This is a genomic window from Streptomyces sp. NPDC047081 (assembly GCF_040643775.1).
In the GTDB taxonomy this organism is placed as follows: Bacteria; Actinomycetota; Actinomycetes; order Streptomycetales; family Streptomycetaceae; genus Streptomyces.
The window spans coordinates 23156-45339 of record NZ_JBEYUY010000001.1 but is presented as its reverse complement, the minus strand read 5'-3'; the positions used below and the strand labels follow the sequence as shown (position 1 = coordinate 45339).

Here is a 22184-nt window from a genome sequence, read left to right as displayed (position 1 = left end):
GTGGCGCGTAACGCGCGGTGGTGGCGGCTGTCCTCGATGCCGAGGGCGGTGAACCCCAGCAGTCCGAGGGCGCACACGATCAGCAGCCAGATCACCGGTCCGCGCCCCCGGTGGGGCGTGGTGCGCTGCGCGGCCGGTCAGTCATCGCTGCGGGTGACACGGACGGTCGTGATGTGTCCGGCGCTCTCGAACACCGACAGCGGGTAGCCCTCGCGTTCGCTTCGCTGCCAGACGCGGCGGTAGCCCTCATCGCCGGTGAGCCGCTGCGACCACTCCGAGTGGCGGGCGACAGCGATCGCCGCGCCCTCGGTCCCGGCGACCTGGTTGTGGCTGGCGCCGTACGGGGCGATGTGCGTGGCCGAGACGATCAGCCGGGGCCCTCGGCTGGGCACGTCCAGGGCGTCGATGCGCACCATCGGCGGGATGAGGCTGTTGCCGTGGTGGCGCTGCGGGCCGTTGGGGGTGGAGTCGTACAGGACGGTGTGCTGGCTCGGGTCCTGCACGTTCTGGCGGACGACGTTCCACCCCTGCACTTCGGCGGGGTCGGCGGGCAGGCTGTGCTCGGAGGCGATGATCAGTTCCGTGCCGTCGCGCAGGTCGGCGCGGACAAAGAACTCGCCGCCGCAGGTCTCCATGTCGGTGACCCAGCCCGCGTAGCGCAGCGGGCTGATGACGTGGCTGTAGCGGCGGAAGAGTTCCTGCCACAGGGGGTCAGTGGTGCTGTTGTGGTCGGGCAGAGCCGCGATCGTGGTGGTCATGTGCCGTTCTCCAAGAGGGTGTGCACGGCGGGCGCACAGAATGCGCACCCGCCGTTGAAAAATGTCACCTATCTAATGTGGCGCGAGCGTCAGCCGGTGGGCAGCTCGCTGTGGGCGAGGATCTGCACCGCCCACATCCGGCCCCCGCGGGTGACGACGCAGCCGATCGTCCGCCCCTCGTAGGGCAGGGCGAGGCCGCTGCCGCCCTCCTCCTTGGCCAGCTCACCGACGAGTTCGTGCACGCCGTGCTCGGCGCACTCGGCCGAGCAGTACAGGCCGCGACCGAGGCGCGGAGGGAGGTGCGATCCATGGATCACTTCGGCGACCACGACGTAGGCGTCGGGGGCCGGGGTGGTGGTGAGCGTGTCGGTCAAGACGGTCTCCAAGAGGTTGGTGAGTTCGACCAGTTCCGAACTCATGCTTATATCTTAATGGCGCACACCTGGGCGTCAATGTTTCCGATCTCGTGAACGCCCTGCTCCGCGCCGGGAGTTGGCCCCTGCCTCACGCCCCATGCGGGCCAGGTCCCTCACTCGCTGGCGGGCCATCTCCAGCGCCTGAGGGTCCATCTCCGCAACGCGCCGCTCCTGCTCGGCGAAGAACTCCCTGAGCCAGTCCTGTTGGCCACGGCGCTCACGGTCGGCCGCCCCGCGTCGCGCCTGCTCGCGCCCCGCACGCGGGTTTGTACCGCAACCCCGGCAGTTCGCCACCGGTTCGGCGTGCTTCGGGCAGCCCGCACGCTGCTCCTCCTCCTGCCCCGCCCCCGGCTCCCCTGCGGCGCCAGCCGTGGGGGTAGGGGGGTAAGGAAGAGAAGAGGAAGGAGGGGGAAGAGAAGGGGTTTCCTCAGGGGAACCCGCCCGGTTTCCCTGCGGCAACCCACTGGGTTCCCCCTCGGCAACCCTGCCCTCGGCCCCCGCAGGGTTCCCCCGGGGCAACCCTGGCCCGGAAGCCGCCCCTGCAGCGGCCCGCGCCTCTTCCCGTGCGGCGACGTCCTGCTGAGTACGGGCCGCCGACGACGGTTTGCGGCGGGGCGTCTTGCGGGCCAGCCGGGGGTTGGTCGGGGCGCGCTGCGCCGCACGACGCCGCTCGATCAGCTCCTCGGTCGACGGGATCGGCGGCACGCCGTGCGGGAACACCCGGTACTCAGCACGGCGGCCTACGCGGCCTACGGTGACCCGCTCGACCAGGCCCAGCCCGACGAGTTGGGTCACCACCGTGATGACCTGCTTCTCGCCCACGCCAGCCCAGGCCATCATCCGTTCCAGGCCCGGCCGGGCGAGCCTCGACTGGTCGTCGGCCGAGTCCGCGATCTTCATGAGGACCAGCTTCTGCGTGGTGTTGATCACCTCCTTCGGCAAGTAGGCAGCGACCACCATCAGTTGGATGCTCACCGGCACCTCTCCGTGATTCCGTCCGGGTCCTGTCGCCCCGCGCGGGCGCGGAGCACGCCGGCCCCGCGCCCGCGCACCTGGCGATCAGGGCTTCTTGCACGCGGTGACGTTGATGCTCACCGCGGTCCGCCGGTCGTGGTCGAGGCGCGTGGGCACGGGGATGCCCACCTCCTTCAGCGTCGCCTTCATCGCCGCCGCGTCGGGAGCCATGGGCACCTCAAGCCCCGCCCGGCGGTACAGCGCGACCATCGCCTCGACGTCATCGACCTTGGTCGGGTTGCCGCCGCTCCACTTCAGGACGTTGTCGCCGTAGACGCCGGGCTCGGAGCCGTCGAGCTGGGCGCGCAGGAACTTCTGCCGCTCCTTGAGCGGCTTCATCCGCTCGGAGACCTCGGCGTACTCGGTCAGCGCCTCGGCACGCTCCACGTCGTCGTGGATGAGCAGGCTCTGCGGCGAACGCCCGGCAACGAGCGGCCCCCAGCACGCGGTGCGGAACGGGCAGTGGTCGCAGATCGCGGAGATACCCGGTCCTTGGAACGTGCGGGGCAACTCCTCCGGAGAGGCGGCGGCGCGCACCTGCTGGACCCACCAGCGGGCGCGGCGCGCACGGTCGGCCTCGTAGGCGATCTCCTGGACGTGGTCGTCGCCGTTATCCCGGTTGATGAACCTGAAGCGGATACGGGCGACCGGCACCGGCCCGAGGTGGGCGAGCTGACGCTGCCCCCGGACACTGGCGAAGCCCTCGGTACCGAGCAAGTCGGCGTACAGGTACACCTGTCGCAGCTCGGCCTCGCTCGCCCCGTACCGCAGGACGCTGTCCCACTGGTAGGTGCTCTTGGTCTTCACGTCCTCGACGGTCGTCTCCTCGGCGGGGAGTGTGGGGCGCAGCCGCTTCGGGAGACGGGCGGCGGTGGCGCGGTCGAGCTGGACCGCGTCGATGTGGCCCCGGACAGTCTGGTCCTCGACGCGGCGCTCGACGAGCCAGCCGTACTCCTCGCGGGCGGCGTCGAGTATCCCGGCGTGCAGCCAGGTCCCGAGGATCGCCTTGCGCTTCTCGCCGAGGTCGGTGGGGGTCCGGCCGTGCAGAAGGTACCCGGCCCGGCGTGCGCAAACGGTGTCGCTGGCGCCGAGCTTGGTCTGCTGGGAGCGGGGACGGCGTGCGTCCGCCGCGTGAGCGGCGGGCCACAGGCTGACCGGCCGCTCAGGCGCGATGGCCATGGTGGTCACGGTGTTCTCCAAGAGGATGGGGTGCCATCCGCCGACAGCGGGCGGCGCCCGGAGTCGTCAGGGTCAGGAGGCGGCGCGGCGGGATGCGGCGGGACGCTTCCGCGGTGCGCGCTTCGCCGGGGCGGGGGCCTCGTCGGCCTGGTCGGGCTCGGGCGCCGACTCCGGCTCGGGCTTCGGGACGGCCTTCTTCGCGGCACGCGCCCGCTTCTTCGGTGCGGGCTTGTCCACGCCGTCGCTCTGGTCCTCCTCCTGGGTGCCGACGGGCTTGCTGCTCGCCTCACCGTCCTTGCCGCTGCCCGCTTCGAGTCCGGCGGCCTCGCGCAGCCGTCGGGTCGCCTCTTCCGCCTCGCGCACGACGGCTTCGGCATCAGCCCGCTCCATCTCCTCGTCCACGTACACGCCGGACAGGTCCTGCGGCGCGGCCATGCGCAGCGATCCGGCTTCGGCGCACTTGCGGAGCATGTGTGCGGGCATCTGCTGCCACATCTTCGCCACGACGTACGCGCCGGCCTTGCGGTCGTAGTACGTCGGGGCGAACTCGTCCCACCGGGCGATGAACGGGAAGCGCGCGGTACCGCGCACGACGGTGACCTTGACCGCCGACGGGTACGCCTTGGACAGCCAGACGTCGTGGGCGTGGCCCTCGGAGTCGTAGTAGACGGTGTCCTCGTAGGAGATGGACTCCCCGGCCTTCGCCGCTGCCCGGTGGGCGACGGTGCGGAAGCCATCGATCCCGGTCTGGATGGTCCAGGTCTTCTCGGGCTCGTCAGGGTTGTCGGCCGCCTTCCAGTTGGTGCGGCCGATCATGTAGATCTGCCGCGCGAACGGATCGAGTCCGGTCCGTACGCAGTAGTGGAAGAACATCGCCAGGTGGCCGCGCGGGGCGCCGGACAGGCCGGGGCTGATCAGGGCCAGCGTCGAGAGCTGCTTGTGGTCGAACTCGTCCTGATCGGCGCGCAGGACGATGGCGCTCGGCCGGACGGCGGGGATGGCCGTTCGGGCGGTCTCGACCACCGTGCCCTCAACGATGGCGGGCTCGGCGGATGGTTCGTCGGTCACGATCTCTCCAAGAGTCAGTCGGTCCGCAGGCTGCGGACCTCGAATGCGCGCGCCCACTCGGGGTGGCGCTCGATGAGCAACCGGACGTACCGGCTGCGGAAGTTGTTGTTGAGGCGGAACTCGTCGCCCTCGGTCGCCATGACGTACCGCCAGCGCAGGACCTCGAAGAGCATCCCGATCCCGACGCGACTCGCGCCGCGCTCCAAGTAGTCGGCGGTCAACGCCTCCAGGGCGCGGAGCACCCAGGGGTTGAGCTGGTGGAACGTCTCGAACTGAGCCTGGATCGACGCGGGCTGGCCCTCCGGCTGCCTCACGGTGTGGATGACCAGGCCCGGTATCTCGTCCTGGACGGCTGCCATACCCACCCCCTGATGACATCTTTCAAGAATGTCACCTATCTTGCGGGTCGGCGGACAGATGATCAACCCCACCGGCTACCGGACGACTTCGCACCCCACCTCACATCAGGCGGAGGCCCGCTCTGCCGCGTCGTCCATGCGGGCCTCGCGCGCCTCATTGGCCGCCGACGCCGCCCGCAGAGCGCCGATGGCGACGTTCGAGTCGGGATGCTTCAGGACGTAGAGCGAGAGGGCACCCTCCACGACCAGGGCCTCGCGGGCGTCCATGATGGCGACCTCTCCGCCATCCTGCGTGGCAATGAACTGCACTGCTGCCTCCTTGGCGAATCCGAACCCCCGAAGGGGATTACTTGTATCTTATTCGCATTTCGGGGCTAAGTACAGTTTCTGCGCAGGTCAGAGGGCCTTTCGGGCGTGACGGCCTCGGGTCAGGACGCGGCTGCCGGGACCGTCGTACGTGCCGTCGCGCAAGGCGGCAGCGACGTCCTCGTCCACATCCCACGGCAGGCTCCTGGCGCTCTCGCGGAGCTGGGGAACTGCCTCCAGGACGGTGTCCAGCATCCAGAGCATCGACCCGGAAAGCAGCCAGTCGTGCTCCGGGAACCGCCCTGTCGCGATGGTCGTCGCCAAGTTGCCCTGTGCGGGCAGGTGGAACAGCTCGATGACCTCTTGCTGGCCGACGATCGGCGGCAGCTCATCTCCCAGGTCCGGCTCCCAGCCCTTGCCCTGCTCCGCGATGATCCGCGCCTTGACGTCGAGGTCGACCTGGCGGAACCGCGCGGTCGTCGCGCCCCACCCGGCCGCGAAGCCGAGCGGCCAGTACCGCACCCCGCTGACGACGATGGAGGTCTCTGGGTCCAGCACGCCCCGGCTCGGGGCCAGCCACTGCGCGACCTGCTTCGGATCGACGCGGTACAGCGCGGCGAACTCCTGGTGCCCGACCAAGTACGGCTTGGGCTCGTGCCGGCTCATCCCCGTCCTCCGCTGTCCGTCCTGGATGCAGAGGGCAGCGTAGCCGCACGCGCACGCCAGCGAGACGCTGCTATGGTGGCGGCGGTCTTCTCCAAGAGGCCAAACGGCCCCCGCCTCGGCGGGGGCCGTGTGCATTTCCGCGCGCCTCACGCGGACTTCTCCTCCGGCTGCCCTGCTTCGGCGCTGAGCCGGGTGGGACGCCTCGCCTTCATCTGCCGCGTGAACCGAAGAGCGTGGATCGTGCGCCCGCCGCTCGCCTTCCGGAAAGCTGCCGCCGCCGCGGCCTTGGTCAACCGCCGCCCGTCCACGGTGAACAGCGGCCCCTCGGTACGCGCCCCAATCAGCTCACGGAGCACGTTGGCCGCAGAGACGGTGACCCCCGCCTCGAGGACACCGCCCTCCTTCGCGTGCCGAATGACGACGAGCCGGTCATCCAACTCCGCATCCGGCACATCGAACGCCAGGACCTCATCCAGCCCGACCTCCGACTCCCAGATCAACTGCCACACCGCGCGGATCGCCGGCGGGACCGCTTGGTCCGCGAGCGCGGTGTCCACCTCCAAGTCGGTGACGAGCAGGTGTGTCGTATCCATCGTGACCCCCATGGCCGCAGGAACAATGCGCCCTCACGCTATGTGCGCTGTCGGACAGCACCTCCTGGCCCACCAAGGGGCGTCTCACGCCCGCACGAGGCTGACCACGGTGAGCACTACGGCGGTGATGCTGGCCAGCACCGCGACGGTCGGCAGCGGCCACCGTGTCTTCTCCAGCGCGGCCACTCGTTGCTCCAGCTCCTCCAGAGCCTTGTCCGTCTGGTCGCTGCGCTGCACGAGCAGGGCCAGCTGGCCGTCGATGCGGGCGAACCCGACCTCCAGAGTCTGGCGCAGCTCGGCCAGCGCGAGCGCGACCTGTCCCTCCGGCACGGTCCCCTCCTCTCCTCTCATTCGCCGGTCAGTGCTTGGGGGTAGCGGGGTCACGCTTCATCGGCAGCCACGACGCCGTGCCGGGCCTGCCGAGCACGGTGCCGAGCGTGGACTTCAGCGCACTGAGCGCCGCGGGCATCGCGGAGACCGCGGCGGCTTGCCACGCCGACAGCGACACCATGTCCGTCGTGCTGGAGGCGGCCATCAGGCCCAGTAGCGACTGAAGGTAGGTGGCGATGGTGCGCTCAGCGACATCGGCAAGGGCCTGCGGCATCGGGTCGTGCTCCTGGTTCGGGGTCGTAGGGGCCGGGTCGGCACTGGCCTGATATGGAACGCGGAGATCCGCCCACGTCTGCGGGCCGGGAATCCCGTCGGCGTCGGCACCGTGGTGGCCCCGCTTGATCTGGTAGGCCGCGTAGGAGCGGCGGTGCGCCTCGTTCCACACCGGGCCGGGCGGGGTGTCGTAGGAGTCGCAACCTTCCGCGACCAGCCGCTTCGCCATGGCGGCGATCACCGGGGAGGAACGCCCCTCTCGGAAGAACTGGGCACCCGGGTATGCCGCGTACTTCGGCGTCGGCCTCGGCTTGGGGTCCGGCTTGGGCTTCGGCTTGGGGTCAGGCTTCGGCTTGCCGTCGTTCTTGAGGTGCCGGGCGACGCAGGCGCGGAAGTCGTCCATGTCGATGCCACCGGGGTCAGGCTTGCCCGGCTGCCACTCCTTGTGACCGATGACGGAGTGCTCGTTCCAGCCGTGCGCGCGGCAGATGGCCGCAGCCGCCCGTGCCATCGCATCGAGCTGGGCCGCCGGCCACGGCTGGCTGCCGGTGTTGATGCACTCGAAACCGTAGAAGTGCCGGTTGCCGTCGGTATCCGCCTCGTTGTCGCGCGGAAGAGTCGTCTTCTCCGCGATGACGGCGAGCAGAACGTCGGTGTCACCCATCCCGGCGTGGTTGCACCGTCCGTAGCCGACCAGGTGGACAGTGCCGGAGCGGTCAATCACGCCGTGACACAGCGGTCCCGGCAAGTCCTCATAGCCGGTTCGACACAGCTCCACCATGTCCTTCTCGGAGCTGTACGGCCCGGTGTGGTGGATCATGATCCCGTTCGCGGGACCCCAGTTGCCGTGCGTGTTGCGGTTGTGGGTGCGCCACTTCCCGTGCTCGACCACGCCGAGCCCGGCGCCCTTCAGTACGGACAGGAACCTGTCCGCGCTCAGCGGTGTAGCCACGCGCTTCGTCCATCTCCCCTGCGCCGGATGGCAGTCGGCCGTGGCCGCCGCGGCGGTCCGGTCCCTCGGGAGTGCGAAGCGGGTGGAGGGTCACCCGCGCGTCATGCTACCGGCGGTGCTCCGGCTGGGGCCGCAGCACCGTCGGTCAGGAGTCGTCGTGGTCGGTGCGGAACGTCGTGCCGTCGAGGCTGACCCAGGTCGCTCGGACGCTGCCGCCGCCCTGGACACGCAGCCGCACCAGGCCCTTGGGGTCGACGTCGAGCTGGAGGGCGCGGCGCGCGGCGTCGGAGGCGACGTCGACCGTGCGCGGCACTTCCGGCCAGTACCCCTCCGGCAGCAGCGCGACGAGTTGCTCGTCCGTTGCCTGGCCGGCGGTCAGGCCGATCCGGCCGCAGAACTCCGTTGTGTTCCACGGGTTGGCGCGGAACTGCGGTGGCTGGTCCTCGTCCGGGACGGCGGTGTCTCCGGTGAGCGGGAGGTCCCGCCACTCCGGGTACGGGGCGCGGCGGGCGCGCTCCAGCGTGGTGACCCTCCGCTCCAGTTTGGCCAGTCGGCGGCCGAGGGTGGCGATCGTGTCTGGCATCTACTGTTCCTCGCCCTCGCCCGCCTCGTCCTCGGGCTTGTTCGTACGCTCCAGCTTCAGCGTCACGCGCTCCGCGGTCTCGCCTTCGCTGGGCCGCACCGTCCACCCGACGATCCGGCACCAGCCGTCGAATTCGGTATGGGGCTCGAACAGGCGGACCCGCACGTCGTCCCCGACCTGTAGTGCGTGGATGGGAGCCGCGGGGTGGTCGGTGATCTCCAGCTCGGTCAGCGAGGGAAGCACTTGACGGGCCAGCCGCTCGCGGCGGACCCGCTGCTTCAGCTTCGCCTCGTCCTTCTCGCTGGTCTCCAGCCGGTGTTCCAGTCGAAGGCGGCCGTTGCGGACGCCGTCCACGACGACCTTGCGCTTCTTGCCCTCGCCCGCGCCGAGGCCGATGACCCACTGGGCGTAGAAGTCGGCGTCCTTGATGACGTGCGGCGTGCCGACGACGTTCGCGCCGGTGGTGAACGTCAGGTCCTCCCGGCGCCGCCCCAGGCGAGGTGCGCCGAGGAGGATGCGCCGCTCGGCCCGGCGCCCGCGCCAGGTAACCGACTCCGACCATTCCAGGCCGTCATCGATCTCGGCCATCTCGTCCACCATGTCGCCGAGGTTGCGCGGGTCGGTCTTGGAGGTGGTGTACGGGTCCTTGGCGGTGCCGGTCTTCGCCTTCGACTTCGTGTCGTCCACGCTCACGCCGAGGTCGCCGTCCGGCTGGGACTGGGCGTAGGCCCACACGTCGCGGATCACCTGGCAGGGGTCTGCCTCGATGTACGGGCCGCGGCCGTCGAGGTTGCCGTGCAGGTCGAATCGGCGGTGGAGGTAGCTGGTGAAGCCGGACGCTTCGACGGGCAGGGTGTTGCCCTCCGGTTCGGCGCGCCACAGGATGCCGCCCCAGTCGAGGCGGGCGTTGCGCTCGACCAGGAGCACCGTGTCGCCGGCGTCGAGCGTGTCGCTCAGCGAGCGGCGGAGCGCGGTCGGCAAGGTCGCCTTCAGCGAGCCGGGGCCGGATATCTCCGGGCCGTACTCGACTTCGCTCAGCGGCAGGTTCCAGTGCAGGACGTCACCCGTCGCGGCCCGCGCGACGATGTAGCGGTAATTGGCCATCGTCACGCAGGCCCTTCCGTGAAGGCGATGTCGAGCACGGCCGTGGTGCCCTTGGCCACGGTCAACTTGCCGTCTCCGTACTTGTCGTTCTGGTTGATCTCGACGGCGAGGCGCTGGCGGGTGCCCCGGTAGGCGGGCGGCACGGCGAGGGTGTCGGCCAGGGTCGCGCCGGAGCGGCGGGTGGTGGTCCCGTCGTCGTCCACGACGGTCGGCGCTGCGGCGCGCTCCCCGAGGCGGGTGCGCAGCTCGGCGTACACCGAGCCCGCCTCCGAGCGCAGGCCGGACAGCGTGACGATGACGGTGGCCGTCGTCGCCCAGGCCGGGACGTCGAGATCCCAGGCGGCTTCTTGCGGCCATGCCGCCCACTGGCCGTGCTTGCCCGGCACCTCCTCCGTCTTCGTCGGGTGCACGGTGCGCAGGATGCGCTCGGTGCGCGGATTCGCGAGCTGTCGCAGGTCGATGATCATCCCGGCGGTGATCGCCGCGGTGTTGCGCGGCAGAGCGATGCGGGCCAGAACGAGGCCGGTCATGTCCGCGGGCACGGCGGTAGCGTCATGGGCCACGCCCTTGACGACGTGGAAGTAGCCGATCTCCTGCGTGTGGGGGTCGAGTTCTCCTTCCCACTCGGGGTCCTCGATCCGCAGGACGATCAGGTCGGTCCGTGCGAACGGACCGGTGGGCTCGACATCGACCCTGGCGTCACCGATGTTGCTCTGGGTATAGGCCCCCTGCCACGGCCGGGCGCCGTGGATGAGGGCCGAGCCATCACCGACGCGGATACCGGGGCCGGGGGTCTCCAGCGGCCGGACCTTCAGGTCCCCGCTCTCCGCGACGCCCTGCTGGCCGCGGGCGAGATCGCGGATCATCAGGCGCAGCGCACGCGCAGAGTGGTCGGCCCCGCGCACCATCATGGGGGGTTGCAGCGTCACGAATGCTCTCCGTTCACAGGGTGGTGTACGCGGACCGCCACGCCACCTCGAGGCGCGCGGTGCCGGACGGGTCGGTCGCGGTCCAGGCGATCTCGGACCGACCAGGCGGAAAGGTGAACAGGTCGAGACGGCTCGCAGGGCTCAGAGCGTTGGCGACATTGACGGTGCCGTTGCACAGGGCCCAGCAGGTGCCGGGGCGGGTCTCCAGCTCCACCCACTCACCTTCACGTAGCGACACGTCGAGTTCGAGGACGCGGCGGGTGATGGTGTTCCAGATCCGCGGTCCGGTGACCGGTCCGTGCACGCGCAGGCTCGGGTAGGTCGGCACGTCACCGTGGTTGGTGACCCAGCCGGGCCGGTCGTCGGCCGGGCGGTGCTCCGGGGCGGCGGATCCGCGGCAGGCCGCGGGCCGGTCCATCGCCTCGTCGACGGTACGGTCCGCGGTGCTCGCGTGGGCGGCTTGGTCAAGGCCGAGCGTCAGCGTCGACACCTGGTCGTCGTACCAGCGCGGGTTGTCCAGGCCGACGAACTCGATGTCCAGAGGTATCCATCCATGCACGGCGGTCGCGGTGCTGGTGGCCTCCATACGGCGAAGTCGCCCGTACATGCGCCGTGTTGTGTGACCGGGCCACCGGCCGCGCAGGATGTGGCGCCCGTCCGGGTTGGTGCGCGCGTCCGGGGTGTCCAGGGCTCGTTCCAGCCGGGCGAGGATATCGGCGGCCTTCACCGGGTCGCCGGGCGTCTTGATGCCCGCTTCGAACCGCAGGGGGCGCGGCCCGTAGAAGTCGCGGCCGGGGGTCGAGCCGTCGCTGTTGGCGTTGTCAGTGTCCTGCAGCCGGGTGCCTGGCGATCCGAGTCCTTCGACGTTCCCGACCGGGACGGAGCTCCCGCTGCCGAGGACGATGCCGCCGATCTCATACTGCCACGGGGCCAGTTCGGGGTTCTTGTTCAGTGCTCTGGTCATCACACTCTCCCGCCCCGCTGCGCGTTGCGCAGGGTGCGCATCATCTCGGATCCGATCTGCTCGGGGGTGGCGGCGCTGTCGGTGACGGTGACCGGCATCGAGCCGATCAGCGGCTGTTGCTCGCGCACCACCACGACTTGGACCCGGCCACCGGCGCGGGCGTCGACCACTCGGGTGCGGGCGTGGTCGCTGCCTGTGCGCAGGTCGAAGGAGCGCACAACACCCGCTATGGCCGCGACGCTTCGGGCCTGCTTGAAGGAGCTGGCGAGCATCGGCGTGTAGTCGCGGCCACGGGCTCCTCGGACGCCGCCGTTGGCGAACCACTCGACCTGGCCGCCGAACCGGCCGACCACTTCCTCCACGATCGCCTTGCTCCGGCCGCGCTTGGACGCGGCTAGAGGCACATAGGCCTCCCCGCCGGTCTCGCTCTCACCCCACATGCGGTAGCTCCCAGCCGGTGCGATCTGCGCAACGTGCCGCTCACGGCGCGGACCGCCGGTGACGCCGCCGTCCGCGAAGTAGTCCACCACCGCGCCGTCGGCGTGCTTCTTGGCGGCGCGCGCCTGAGCGTCGGCCTGGCGCCGGATGGCGTCCGCAATGTTGGTGTTCTGCTCGGTGAGGTCGTCGAAGATCGAGACGTGCCGGGTGGTGACCGTGACCTGCTTGCCGCGCAGTGCGTCGATGCGCTGCTGGATGGAGTCGGCCGCCTTGCGCGGGCCGCTGGTGGGCACCGTGACCTTGACGTCCTTCGAGCCGGGTACCTTCTCGATCCGGAACCCCAGCGCCTCCAGTTGCTTGCGGGCCTCGGCCGTTGGCGCGGACACGATGACGGACTTCGCTCCGGGCGTCGCGCGGACCTTCGCCTGTACGGCCTCCAGGCTCTTGATCGCCGCGGCGGTCGGCGCGGACACCTTCACGTTCTTGCTGCTGGGGGTCTGACCGAGCTTGTCGATCAGGGTGTCGAGGTTCTTCTTCGCCCCCGCGGTCGGCGCGGTGATCTTGATCTGCCGGGTGCCCGGCACGGTCTCTACCGTGAACCCGAGTTCGCGGAGCTTCTTCTGCGCCCCGTCCGAGAGCGAGTCGACCTTGATCGTCTTCGCCTTCGGGAGCCGGTGGAACTCGGCCTGCACGGCGATCAGGTTGGCCAGGGTGGAGTCCATGCCCTTGGTCTGGAGCAGGAGGCTGACCTTGGAGGGCAGCAGGCCGAGGCTGTCGGCAACGGCCTCGGCCTGGGCCTTGGTCAGTCCGTATCCGCGGGCGGCCCGGATCGCCTCTGCTCTTGCCCGGCTCATCTCCCCGCGGGCCTTGGAAAGCGCGGCGGGCAGGGTCTCACCGTTTCGCTTGGCCAGGTCGAAGGTGGCGACGGAAGCATCGGCCGCCGCGTCGGACAGAGAGGTGAGCTGGGTGTAGAGCTGCTGGCCGTTGCGCGTGGTCGTGTTGAGGGTCTTGTCGTCGTTGACGAGCTGCTTGCCGCCGTAGCCCTGGTCTCGGTTGACGTTCTTGCCGCCCTCCTTCAGGTCGAGGACGGCGCTGTTCACCTTGGCCTTCGCGGCCTGGAGAGAGATCTGTCCGCCCGACAGCAGGTCGAGGGCGCTCTTGAGGGAACGGGTGCGGGTGTCGGCGTCGGCGGTCTCGTCGGCGAGGCCGCCGACAGCGCCCTTGAGGCGGTCGTACGCCGAGGTGCCGTCGCCCGCGCCCTTGGTGGCCTTGGCCAGTTCCTTCGCGTTCTTGATGGACTCGGCCATCTCGCCCTTGACGCTGCCCAGGGCGTCGGCGGCGTCCTTGTACTGCTGCCCGACGTCGGTGTATTCGAGGGTGCTCACCTTCCCGCCGGCCTTGTCGACGTACTCCTTGTTCTCGTCGGCTGTGGCCTGGAGCTTCTTCTGCAGCGCGTCCAGGGACGTGCCCTGGCCGAGGTAGGCGTCGGTCAGGGAGGACACCGACACTCCCGCGTCTTCCATCACCTTGGTCAGCTGGCCCTGGCTGACCTTGGTGTCGAGCAGGACCTGAGCTGCCTGCCCTCGTACGTTGCCGTTGATCTGGCCGCCCGACTCGCGCAGCGCGGAAGTCAGGGAGGAGATCCGGGACTGGTGCTCGGCGGCTGCCTGCGCCGCGCGCTGCTGGCGGGCCGCGAGGAGCCCCAGGCCGACGGAGACGCCGGCCATCGCGATACCGAGGGGCCCGCCCAGTGCTCCAGAGATGCCGGACATGGCCGAGCGCAGGCCCGAACCGGCGGCGCGGGACACTCCGTTCATCGTCCCCATGAACGTCACGCCCGCGCCGTTCGCGCTGCGGAACGCGGCGGTCATGTTGCCGAGGAAGCCGACGCGGGCCTGCACCGCCGCCCACGCCGCCCCGTACCGGGACAGCGATACGCCCGCGCTCGCCGCCAGGCTCTGCTGGACCCGCATCTGCTGGTTGAAGCTGGCGAAGCCGCTGCGCACAGGTCCGGTGACGGTGTTGGCAAGGTTGGTCAGGCCCGGCTGCGCACGGCGGAACAGCAGCATCGCCAGGGCCGCCGACTGAATGGGGGCGGGCAGCGCGCCGAAGGCGCTGACGAGACCACCGACGACATGGCCGATGGGGACCAGCACGGCGGACAGTCCGGAGACCGCGTCCATCGCCAGGTTGGCGACGGTCGCGATGATGTCGAGCGTGCCGGCCGCGGCCCCGCCGTCCTGTCCGATTCCGGAGATGGCCTTCAGGATCGGCTCCGCGCCGTCGGCAGCGTTGCTGAGGACGTCGCCGAGCGTGCGGCCCGCGTTGATCAGCAGGTTCAGGCCGGTGGCCAGCGTGTGTTCGCCGAGCTCCTTCAGCGGACCGATCAGCGCCTGGGCCTCATCGATGAGCCCGCCGAGCCCTGCACTCGTCTTGGCCTTCAGCTCGGGCCCGTACAGCACGGCGAGGTTGCGCCCGTACTCCAGCGCCGTGGTCAGGTACGGCGTCGCACCCGCCATGCCGCGCGTCAGCAGGCGCGTCACCCACTCCAGGCCAGGTGCCATGCCCTCGTACAGCGCGAGACCGGTCTGCCGTGCCTGGGTGCGCAGTTGGGTCATCGCGCCGGTCAGGCCCTGGCCGCGCGAGGCGGTGATGGCCGCGGCGGCACCGGTTTGGCGCACCGCCACCGACAGGGCGTCGAAGGACTCGGTCCCCTGGTGGGCGAGTGCTGCGGCGCCGCTGAGCGCGGGCTTGCCGAACGCCTTGGTGACTCCCGCGGTGAAGTCTTTCTGGGACAGGTTGTGTTCGGCCTTGGAGAGACCATCGATGACCACCCGGAGCCCGCGGAATTTTCCCTCAGCGTCCCAGGCGTCGATGCCCAAGTCCTTTAGGGCGCCCTGCATTTGGGGGGTCGGTGCCGCGAGGTTCGCGAAGATCCCGCGCAGGCTCGTTCCGGCGGTATGCCCGAGGATGCCGCTCTTGCCGAGCATGCCGACTGCGGCGGCGGTGTCCTGGAGCGAGACGCCAAGGGCGTTGGCGACGGGCCCGGCGTACCGCATCGAGTAGTAGATGTCGGTGATCGAGCCCGAGGCGTTGTTGGCCGTGGCAGCCAGGGTGTCCGAGGCGCGTGCCGCCTGGTCGGCGCCGAGACCGTACTGGTCCATGATGTCGCCCAGGTACTTGGCCGACGTGGCGGCGTTGACGTCGGCCGCCGAGGCGAGCTGGAGCGAGGCCCGGACAGCGTCGATGGACTGGTCGGCCCTGAAACCGGCCTTGCTCAGCTCGACCATGCCCTCGGCGGCGTCAGCCGCCGTCGAGCCGGGCAGCGACAGGTCGTTGCCGAGTTCCTGCGCCACGACTGAGGCGCGCTTCATCTGTGAGGCGGTGGCCGAGGTGACCGCCCGGAACAGATTCATCTGCTTCTGGTAGCGGTTGCCTTCCTGGATCATCTCGCCCGCGCCGAGCAGCAGGCCGCCACCGGCGAGCATGTTGGTGGCGGACATGCCGCGCCTTCCGGCGCCGGCGGTCGCCCGCTGGAGCCGGGACATGGACCGTGCGCCGTCGTCCCCCGCCGAGCGCAGCGCCGCACGGGCGGCCCCGGCGCGGGCGGTGATCCGGTTCAGCTCACCGACGGCACCGCGGGCGGAACGATTCAGCGCGGCGAACTGCGAAGCGAGGCGGGCCCCGTTGGCATCCAATCGGGCCAGGGATCGGTTCGCGGCGTCGGTGCGGCCCCCCAGGGTCCGCATCTGTGCGGAGGCAGCACGGGTTCCCGCGATCAGGTCGCGGACCTCGGCGCGCATCGCGACCGTGAGGGTGAACCCGGCCACCGCGGCGGCCTCCTTACGTGGTGCGGGGGTGGATCAGGGGCGCTGTTCGTACTGCTCGCGCGGGAGGAGCTGGATCTTCACGCCGTAGCCGGACCGGTCCTGCGGGACGTGGTCGCGTTCCTGCTCGATCAGCTCGCAGCCGGGGCAGCGCAGGGTGTCGGTGACGTAGGCGTGGGGGTCACCACCACGGGTGCGGTCCCACTCCTCCAGCCGGGTGCTGCACTCCGGGCACACCGCTCGCTGCCACTCCGACCAGGCCAGGGCCTTCGCGCGGTCGAGGTCGGACCAGCGGCCGTCGCCACCGAGGAACTGCGAGTGCGGGATCTGGAACCGCTCGCACAGCTCCAGCTCCGCGCGCAGGCCGGCGTCACGGCTCAGCCTTTTCCCAGCTCGACCCGGCTCTCCTGCTGGATCTGCCAGGCCGCGTCCCACAGCGCGTTCGCGTCCGGCGCCGACCAGCCGTTCAGCAGCTCCTCGGCCTCCTCGCGGCTCATGCCGTCCACGGAGGCCGCCGAGACGAGCGCGGCGGGGAAAGTGTCGGCATTGAAGATCGCCCCCTCCTCCGCCTGCTGTTCGGTCGGCGGGTGCTGGGCAATCAGCTCCTCCAGCACCGGGCGCGGCAGCGCACGGAAGATCAGGAACTCCGAAACGGCATCGAGCGCCTGGAGGGCCTGCTCGCGTGCCGTGTCGGCCTCGGCGGCCTGGCGCTCGGCCAGTTCGTCACCGGGGCTGGCTTCGGCGACGAACCGGGTACGGCGGGCGGCCTGCTCGGCGTCGTCGTGTCGCTGGCGCAGCTCGGCGTCGTCACAGATACGCAGCCGGTTCTGCGGGCGGGCCCGGCGGCGGAGGCGTTCCATCTTGGCCGACCACGCCCCCTCCGCCGTCGTGGCGGAGGAGGACGGGCGCTTGGCCTGGGCAGGGCGCGACATGATCAGCCCTCGTCGGCGTCGTGCTCGCGGACCGTCGCCTCGGTCTTGGTCTTAGTGGTGCTGACCACGGTTACGTCCACGTGGTCGCCGTCGTGGTCGTGGTGGCCGTGACCGTGGTCGTCGTCGCAGTCCTCGTCCGGCAGTGGCCGGGGGTGCGCCTGCGGCACCGGACGGTCGAGAGACGGCTCGTCGGTGATCGTGAAGTCAACCTTGAACTTGGCGGCCTCGTTGCCGGTCGAGTAGGTCGCGGCGCGGGTGGCGACCTGGACGGGAAACACGTCGACCGAGCGGGAACCGGGGAGGTCGCCCTTGCGGAGCAGAATGACGTAGCCCTTGGCGCCCTTGGGGAGCTGCTGCTCGATGTCGTCGGAGAACCGATCCTCGTAGAAGGTGAGGCTGGAGTTCTCCGCCTTGTCGTTGCCCGGAATCGAGCTGTTGAAGGTCGAGCCCATGTCGGGGGTCTCGATCGGGTCGTTCTCCAGCGCCCAGCCCTCGATGTCCGAGACGGCATCGGTCAGGCCGAACGCGTTGGTGATCTCGCGGCGGCTGGGGTACTTCGGGTCGTTGAGATCCTTCGACCACAGAATCTTGGAAATGCCGCGCCGCAGAAATCGGGTCTGGGTCTTCTTCGTGCTCGTGGACACAGGTCCGCTCCCACTTCTGGGGCAGCGTCCCGTGCCGAGGCCCTGCCCCTTGAGGTTCAAAGGGGGTTCGCCTGGCCTGGGGCCTAGCGTCCGCGCGGGCCTCCGCGGTGAGGATCAGAAGAAGCAATTCTTCATGCCGGGGTCACAGTGATCGTGACCCGCTGCACGTAGGAAACGATAGCGCCTGCCGCGGACACTGAGGGTTCCCCACCGGCGTCGTAGGTCAACTCCCGGTCGATGACCCGCACTTCGGGAATCAGAAGGTCGTGGGTCCAATGGCCGTACGTACGGCCGACGACGCCGGCACGGACGCGGTCGGCCAACCACTGGACCTGGTCGCCCCGTTCTCCGACCGAGGTGACCTGGTAGGACCAGGCCGCGTCCGCGTGCCAGTCCCACAGGGGCGGTCCGCCGAACTCAGCGGGCAGCGAGTCGAGGACGGTGTACGGGGCGGCTGCGGGTTCCCAGCCGGATTTCCCTTGCACGCGAGGGAGTTCACCGATGCCGCACGGGCGGCCGGTGGCGTGCTCGACCAGGGCGGCGAGCGCACGGGTTACCGGCAAACGTGCGGTCACGGCAGCACTCCGTCCGCCAGGGCCTGGATGAACGCCGGTTCGATCTGCCGAAACGCGGGCTCGACGTGCGGGAACGGCGGCTGCCTGTAGTGCCTACCGATCGAGTCCACGCCGACGAACCCGTACTCCAGCCGCCTGGCCTGTGGCGCATCGGAGAAAACCTCGGCGGTGACCTCGCCGCCGCCAGTCCGCATCCGCACGTCCCACGAGGCGCGGTACTGCCCCGTGATCACGTTAGGGCCGGGCCTGCCGCTCGCGTTCCGCTGGATACGGACCCGCAGCAGCATGGCGTGATGACGGGTGATCGTCCGCGTACGGGCGCGGGCCGCCGGACCCATCCGGGCCAGCGCGGCGGCCAGCGCGATCGGGTCCCGGAACGCGGTCGCGTCCGGGTGGGCGTTGGGGTGCGGCTTCGCTGCGGCCATCAGTCGATCACCTGGACCCGCACGATGCGCACCACACTGTAGGTGCCGACCGCCTCGTCGGAGACGCGGAACCGGCGCCCGAGCAGCATCGGGTCGCGGGGGCCTCCGGGGCGCACTGAACCAGCAACGCGGATCACGTCGTCGCGCCCCAACGCCGGTACGTCCACGGGTAGCACTGCCTGGTAGTCGGTGGTCGGCGGCTCGACGGCAACGGCCCCGCCGACGGGTTGGGTGATGGCCGGGCGGCCGACGGGCGTCACCGCACCGAGCCCGCCCCAGACCAAGCACTCGTCAGGCGTCGGGGACACGAGTTGCCCGGTGGCTTCGTCCAGCACATCGTCCGCGCGGCCGGCGCCGTCCCGCCACACTTCGAGCTTGTCGTCCAGGATGCGGTCGACAACCCGACGCGCACCCTCCACGTCAAAGGCCACGAGCCCACTCCACGAGCTGGGTGAGCATCGCCTGCGTCAGGGAGTGCGGGCCGGTGCCGAGGTCGGGCCTGGCCAGCGCGGACCGCTCCAGCTCCTCGGCATCGATCGCCGACAGGAAGACCGCGGCAGCCGGGCCAGGGTCAGGTATGTCTGCCACGGAAACACGGGCAAGGCCCTCGAAGGTCGACTCGGCATAGTCCCCCGAGTACAGGACAACCTGTGGCGACTCCCCCTCTCGGTGGGTGACCGTGTAGCCGCTCAGGGCCCCCGGGTCCACGCGCTGCCCATCAATCTCGATCGCGGCCTTCGCGCCGCGAGCGTTGATCCGCACGCTGTGCAAGGTCTCGTTGCTGTCGTGATCCATCCAACCGACGCTAGAAGAGCTGTCGGACAGCCCTGTCAGTACGATGCTCACGCGATCCGGCACCTGGAGAGGGAGGCTCCCAAGGGGGCAGGCACGCCGTGGTGCTACCGCATGCCCACCAGGCCACTTGGGATTATCGTCACCTGCACCGTAGGCGTCGCGATCACCATCAGCACGCCCGAGAACACAACAGGCGCCATCGTCGCCGCCATACTCGCGGGCGGCTGCGCCGGCCTCCTCACACAATTCGTTCAGGGGCGCGGCGCACGCCCGCTACGACGAGCGTTCACGACAGGAGTGACGCCCGCTTACCGATGAGCGGGATCACCTCTCCCCCGCCAGTTCCCCCAGACGTCCCGAACGCGTGTGCTCTGCGAACAGCAGGACTCCGAGTGCCCCGCCAGCCAGCGTGATGGAGCCGTCGGTAGCGGCGGCCACTGCGTCTTGCAGGTCCCACCACTCCACAGTCATGCCGTTCTCGTTGCTGCTGAGCTTCCGTTCGCCCGGGGTGAGATCCATCGCCGCGAACAGGTGAAGGCGTACGGTCGAGCGGTTCAGCAGGCGTGTCACGGTGAGAGGGGTGAACTGCTGCGCGATCACGCCTGCCTCTTCCTCCAGTTCGCGTCGAGCTGCCTCCTGTGGGTCTTCTCCCGGCTCGATCGTTCCGCCGGGGAGGTTGAGGGTGCCGCCGTGCAGGTAGTGCCAGACGCGGACGAGTGCGATCTTTCCGTCTCCACGCTGGGCGACGACGGCCGCGCCGTGCCCGATCTCTTGGTACTCGAACACGGTCCGGCTGCCGTCGGGCCGCGTGACGTCGTCCCGTCTGATGCAGAAGTCCTGGGTACGCACGGGCTCCAGGTGGCCATGGCGGGTCCAGCCGCCTCCGGGTTGGTGGGTCACTTCACTCCTTGGATAGGGCGAGGCGCATGGGCTTGGTCGGGTGATCAGCGGTCCTTGGCCAGGGCGAGGAGTTCTGCGAAGAGCCCGCCGCCGTTGGCGAGTTCCTCGTATCGGCCCTCTTCGGTGATCCGGCCGTTTTGCATGACGATGATCCGGTCGGCGATCTTGGTGTTTTCGAGTTGATGAGTGACCACCACCGTGATGCGGTCGGCGGCGATGCTCTTGATCTCCTCGAAGATGTCGTGTTCACCTCGCGGGTCCATCTGCGAGGTTGGCTCGTCCAGGATCAACAGTGGTGAGCGTCGGTACAGCGCACGGGAGCAGGCCAACCTCTGCCACTGCCCTCCGGAGAGTTCGGAGCCACCGAAGAACTCTCGGGCGAGGAGTGTGTCCAGTCCCTTGGGCAGCTCTTCGATCGCGGTGCGCATGCCGACGGCGTCGATGGCCTCCCACACGGGGTCGTCGTTGAAGGTGCGGGGCTGTCCGAGCGTTACGTTCTCCCGGGCGCGCAGGGGCCACTGAGCGAAGATCTGCGGGACCAGGCCGGTGTGCGCCCACACACTGCTCGGGTCAGCCGAGACCAGGTCGACTCCGTCCCAGGTCACGCGGCCTTTGTCGGGTAGGAGGATTCCGGTGATCAGTCGGCTGAGGGTGGACTTTCCGGAGCCGTTCTCGCCGACGATCGCCAGGATCTCGCCTCGGCGCAGGGTGAGGGAGACGTGGTCGACGGCCGGCCGTTCCTTCCCGGGATAGCAGTAGACCGCTTCCTCCAGTCGGATCTCTTCGACCGGTGCGGAGATTTTCACCTTCCCGCGCTTGGGGGCACGCTCGGCGGCGAGGTCGAGGAAGGAGCGCATGTCGGCGAGGTACAGGGAGGTGTGGAACAGCGCGGCGCCGTTGATGACGAGCTGGGACAAGGCGGCCAGGGAGGTCTGGACTGCGACGACAGCGGTGGCTGCAATGGCCAGGTCGAGGCGTCCTGTGGCGGCAAGCCAGGCGAGGGTGGCCCAGGTGGCCAGGAGGAAGATGCCGCCGAGTGCCGAGGTGGCCAGCACGATGCGCAGCATGCGGGGAGCAGCAGTAAGGGTGCGCTGATCGATGCGTTTGGACAGAGTGCGGTACCAGTACACGATGTAGTCGGTCATGCCGTTGGCGCGGACTTCGTCCCCGTGCCGGGAGGTGGTGGCCCACCAGCGCATCATGCCTCGGACGTTGCGGTCGCCGACGTTGGCGTAGTGCGTCTCGTAGTCGACTCGAGCAGAGAGCACGGCCCCGAGGCCGGCGGGCACGACAGCCAGGAGTAGCAGCGGCAGCATCAGGGGGTGCAGCGTCGCCAGGACTCCGCTGGCGGCGATCATGCGGACGAAGGCGGCGGTGAACCGCTGCGCGTCCTTGACCATCATCGTGGTGCGCGAGACGCCGACTTCAGCGGCTTCCTGCCGGTTGGCGAACCCATCTTCGCTGTAGGCGGAGGCTTCCACGCGGCAGACTGCTTCGACCAAGGCGGTGTCGGCTGCGGTGATCAGGCCGGGGCTGATTCGGCCGTCGCAGTAGGAGGACAGCGCGCTGGAGATTCGGCCAACGGCGACCGCTGCCGTGATGACCAGGAGGGTGGTGAGGGCGGCGTGCAGCCGTTCGGACACGGGCTCGTCGCCGACGAGGTGCTGCATGGCCTTTGCCGTAGATGCCAGAACTACGGCGGCGGCGAGGCCGGTGAGCACTTGGCACGCCAGGAGCAGGATGACGGCCAGCCGGTCGATGGCCCAGGCCATCTGTGCGGTCTGCCGCAACACGCTGGGCAGCCGGGCGCACATGGCCGTGAAGGTGGCCTCTCCCAGCGGGTTCTTCCCGTAGTTGCTCTCGAACGAGATGGTCGCTGGGGGTGGTGGAGGGGGCGTCTGCGGGGCTTCGATCGGAGTGTGAGTGGCGGTCAACTGCGTCCTTCCTGTGCGGTTGTTGCGGCACCTGGGCGGTGTCGCGGTGCCAGGCTCAACGAGGCTGCGAGCGAATCGAACGCGCTCGATTCCGGACGACTCGCAGGCTTGGAATCTGGGGGATCGAACGCGTGGTCGCGGTGCTGAACGGCTTTCAGGGCGGCGGAAGTTGGCCGAAACGCCGACGCCTGTGGCGGTTGTGACTTTTGAGGTTTGATGA

Annotated in this window: 24 protein-coding genes and 1 pseudogene; all 25 read right to left on the bottom strand. The window is 69.7% G+C overall.

Translation table 11 applies throughout. The features are described from left to right. Window positions 1–137: 137 nt before the first annotated feature. The 25 genes and pseudogenes from ABZ848_RS00230 to ABZ848_RS00110 all read right to left on the bottom strand — a co-directional run bounded on the left by ABZ848_RS00230 (window position 138) and on the right by ABZ848_RS00110 (window position 21964). Window positions 138–758 carry a hypothetical protein gene (locus tag ABZ848_RS00230; RefSeq protein WP_360822742.1) on the bottom strand — a complete coding sequence of 207 codons (621 nt, stop codon included), beginning with the start codon at window positions 756–758 and terminating at the stop codon, window positions 138–140. Between the two features lie 89 nt (window positions 759–847). Further along, a complete protein-coding gene (locus tag ABZ848_RS00225; protein ID WP_360822739.1) occupies window positions 848–1177 on the bottom strand; it encodes a hypothetical protein in 330 nt (109 codons plus the stop codon). Window positions 1178–1207: 30 nt separating this feature from the next. Next, on the bottom strand, window positions 1208–2149 hold the full coding sequence (locus ABZ848_RS00220; protein ID WP_360822736.1) for a helix-turn-helix domain-containing protein: 942 nt from the start codon (window positions 2147–2149) through the stop codon (window positions 1208–1210). An 84-nt stretch (window positions 2150–2233) separates the two neighbouring features. Continuing rightward, a complete protein-coding gene (locus tag ABZ848_RS00215) occupies window positions 2234–3367 on the bottom strand; it encodes a PD-(D/E)XK nuclease family protein (protein WP_360822733.1) in 1134 nt (377 codons plus the stop codon). A gap of 72 nt (window positions 3368–3439) precedes the next feature. Then, window positions 3440–4435: a recombinase RecT gene (locus tag ABZ848_RS00210; RefSeq protein ID WP_360822730.1), complete on the bottom strand. Its 996-nt coding sequence runs from the start codon at window positions 4433–4435 to the stop codon at window positions 3440–3442. A gap of 14 nt (window positions 4436–4449) precedes the next feature. Continuing rightward, window positions 4450–4794, bottom strand: coding sequence for a hypothetical protein (locus ABZ848_RS00205; RefSeq protein WP_360822728.1), 345 nt, complete (start codon window positions 4792–4794; stop codon window positions 4450–4452). A gap of 105 nt (window positions 4795–4899) precedes the next feature. Then, window positions 4900–5103: a hypothetical protein gene (locus ABZ848_RS00200; RefSeq protein ID WP_360822725.1), complete on the bottom strand. Its 204-nt coding sequence runs from the start codon at window positions 5101–5103 to the stop codon at window positions 4900–4902. 87 nt (window positions 5104–5190) lie between these two features. Continuing rightward, complete coding sequence (locus ABZ848_RS00195; RefSeq protein ID WP_360822722.1) at window positions 5191–5766, bottom strand: hypothetical protein; 576 nt, start codon at window positions 5764–5766, stop codon at window positions 5191–5193. A 146-nt stretch (window positions 5767–5912) separates the two neighbouring features. Further along, window positions 5913–6371 (bottom strand): hypothetical protein, encoded by a 459-nt coding sequence (locus ABZ848_RS00190; RefSeq protein ID WP_360822719.1) that lies wholly within the window; start codon window positions 6369–6371, stop codon window positions 5913–5915. Between the two features lie 72 nt (window positions 6372–6443). After that, window positions 6444–6689: a hypothetical protein gene (locus tag ABZ848_RS00185; protein WP_360822716.1), complete on the bottom strand. Its 246-nt coding sequence runs from the start codon at window positions 6687–6689 to the stop codon at window positions 6444–6446. A gap of 328 nt (window positions 6690–7017) precedes the next feature. After that, window positions 7018–7914: pseudogene (locus tag ABZ848_RS00180) on the bottom strand (peptidoglycan-binding protein); the annotation flags it as partial. 145 nt (window positions 7915–8059) lie between these two features. After that, window positions 8060–8497: a hypothetical protein gene (locus ABZ848_RS00175; RefSeq protein WP_360822712.1), complete on the bottom strand. Its 438-nt coding sequence runs from the start codon at window positions 8495–8497 to the stop codon at window positions 8060–8062. Then, window positions 8498–9607: a hypothetical protein gene (locus ABZ848_RS00170; protein ID WP_360822709.1), complete on the bottom strand. Its 1110-nt coding sequence runs from the start codon at window positions 9605–9607 to the stop codon at window positions 8498–8500. Continuing rightward, window positions 9604–10530 (bottom strand): hypothetical protein, encoded by a 927-nt coding sequence (locus ABZ848_RS00165; protein WP_360822706.1) that lies wholly within the window; start codon window positions 10528–10530, stop codon window positions 9604–9606. Before ABZ848_RS00165 ends, ABZ848_RS00170 begins: the two co-directional genes overlap by 4 nt. Window positions 10531–10543: 13 nt before the next feature. After that, the gene (locus ABZ848_RS00160; protein WP_360822703.1) at window positions 10544–11494 is read right to left on the bottom strand and encodes a hypothetical protein; all 951 of its coding nucleotides are present in this window, start codon (window positions 11492–11494) and stop codon (window positions 10544–10546) included. Continuing rightward, window positions 11494–15762: a phage tail tape measure protein gene (locus ABZ848_RS00155; protein WP_360822700.1), complete on the bottom strand. Its 4269-nt coding sequence runs from the start codon at window positions 15760–15762 to the stop codon at window positions 11494–11496. Before ABZ848_RS00155 ends, ABZ848_RS00160 begins: the two co-directional genes overlap by 1 nt. Window positions 15763–15795: 33 nt before the next feature. After that, window positions 15796–16194 (bottom strand): hypothetical protein, encoded by a 399-nt coding sequence (locus tag ABZ848_RS00150; RefSeq protein ID WP_360822697.1) that lies wholly within the window; start codon window positions 16192–16194, stop codon window positions 15796–15798. Next, complete coding sequence (locus ABZ848_RS00145; RefSeq protein ID WP_360822694.1) at window positions 16137–16691, bottom strand: hypothetical protein; 555 nt, start codon at window positions 16689–16691, stop codon at window positions 16137–16139. Before ABZ848_RS00145 ends, ABZ848_RS00150 begins: the two co-directional genes overlap by 58 nt. A gap of 2 nt (window positions 16692–16693) precedes the next feature. Further along, window positions 16694–17335 carry a hypothetical protein gene (locus tag ABZ848_RS00140; protein WP_360822691.1) on the bottom strand — a complete coding sequence of 214 codons (642 nt, stop codon included), beginning with the start codon at window positions 17333–17335 and terminating at the stop codon, window positions 16694–16696. Window positions 17336–17466: 131 nt separating this feature from the next. Further along, entirely contained in the window at window positions 17467–17910 is a 444-nt protein-coding gene (locus tag ABZ848_RS00135) for a hypothetical protein (protein WP_360822688.1), read from the bottom strand. After that, window positions 17907–18335: an HK97 gp10 family phage protein gene (locus ABZ848_RS00130; protein WP_360822685.1), complete on the bottom strand. Its 429-nt coding sequence runs from the start codon at window positions 18333–18335 to the stop codon at window positions 17907–17909. Before ABZ848_RS00130 ends, ABZ848_RS00135 begins: the two co-directional genes overlap by 4 nt. Then, window positions 18335–18766, bottom strand: a complete 432-nt coding sequence (locus tag ABZ848_RS00125) for a DUF6093 family protein (RefSeq protein WP_360822682.1) — start codon at window positions 18764–18766, stop codon at window positions 18335–18337. The genes ABZ848_RS00130 and ABZ848_RS00125 overlap by 1 nt, the downstream gene beginning before the upstream one ends. Further along, window positions 18756–19130 carry a hypothetical protein gene (locus ABZ848_RS00120; protein ID WP_360822679.1) on the bottom strand — a complete coding sequence of 125 codons (375 nt, stop codon included), beginning with the start codon at window positions 19128–19130 and terminating at the stop codon, window positions 18756–18758. The genes ABZ848_RS00125 and ABZ848_RS00120 overlap by 11 nt, the downstream gene beginning before the upstream one ends. A gap of 324 nt (window positions 19131–19454) precedes the next feature. Then, entirely contained in the window at window positions 19455–19979 is a 525-nt protein-coding gene (locus tag ABZ848_RS00115; protein WP_360822676.1) for an NUDIX domain-containing protein, read from the bottom strand. Between the two features lie 95 nt (window positions 19980–20074). Then, the gene (locus ABZ848_RS00110; protein WP_360822673.1) at window positions 20075–21964 is read right to left on the bottom strand and encodes an ABC transporter ATP-binding protein; all 1890 of its coding nucleotides are present in this window, start codon (window positions 21962–21964) and stop codon (window positions 20075–20077) included. Window positions 21965–22184: the final 220 nt, after the last annotated feature.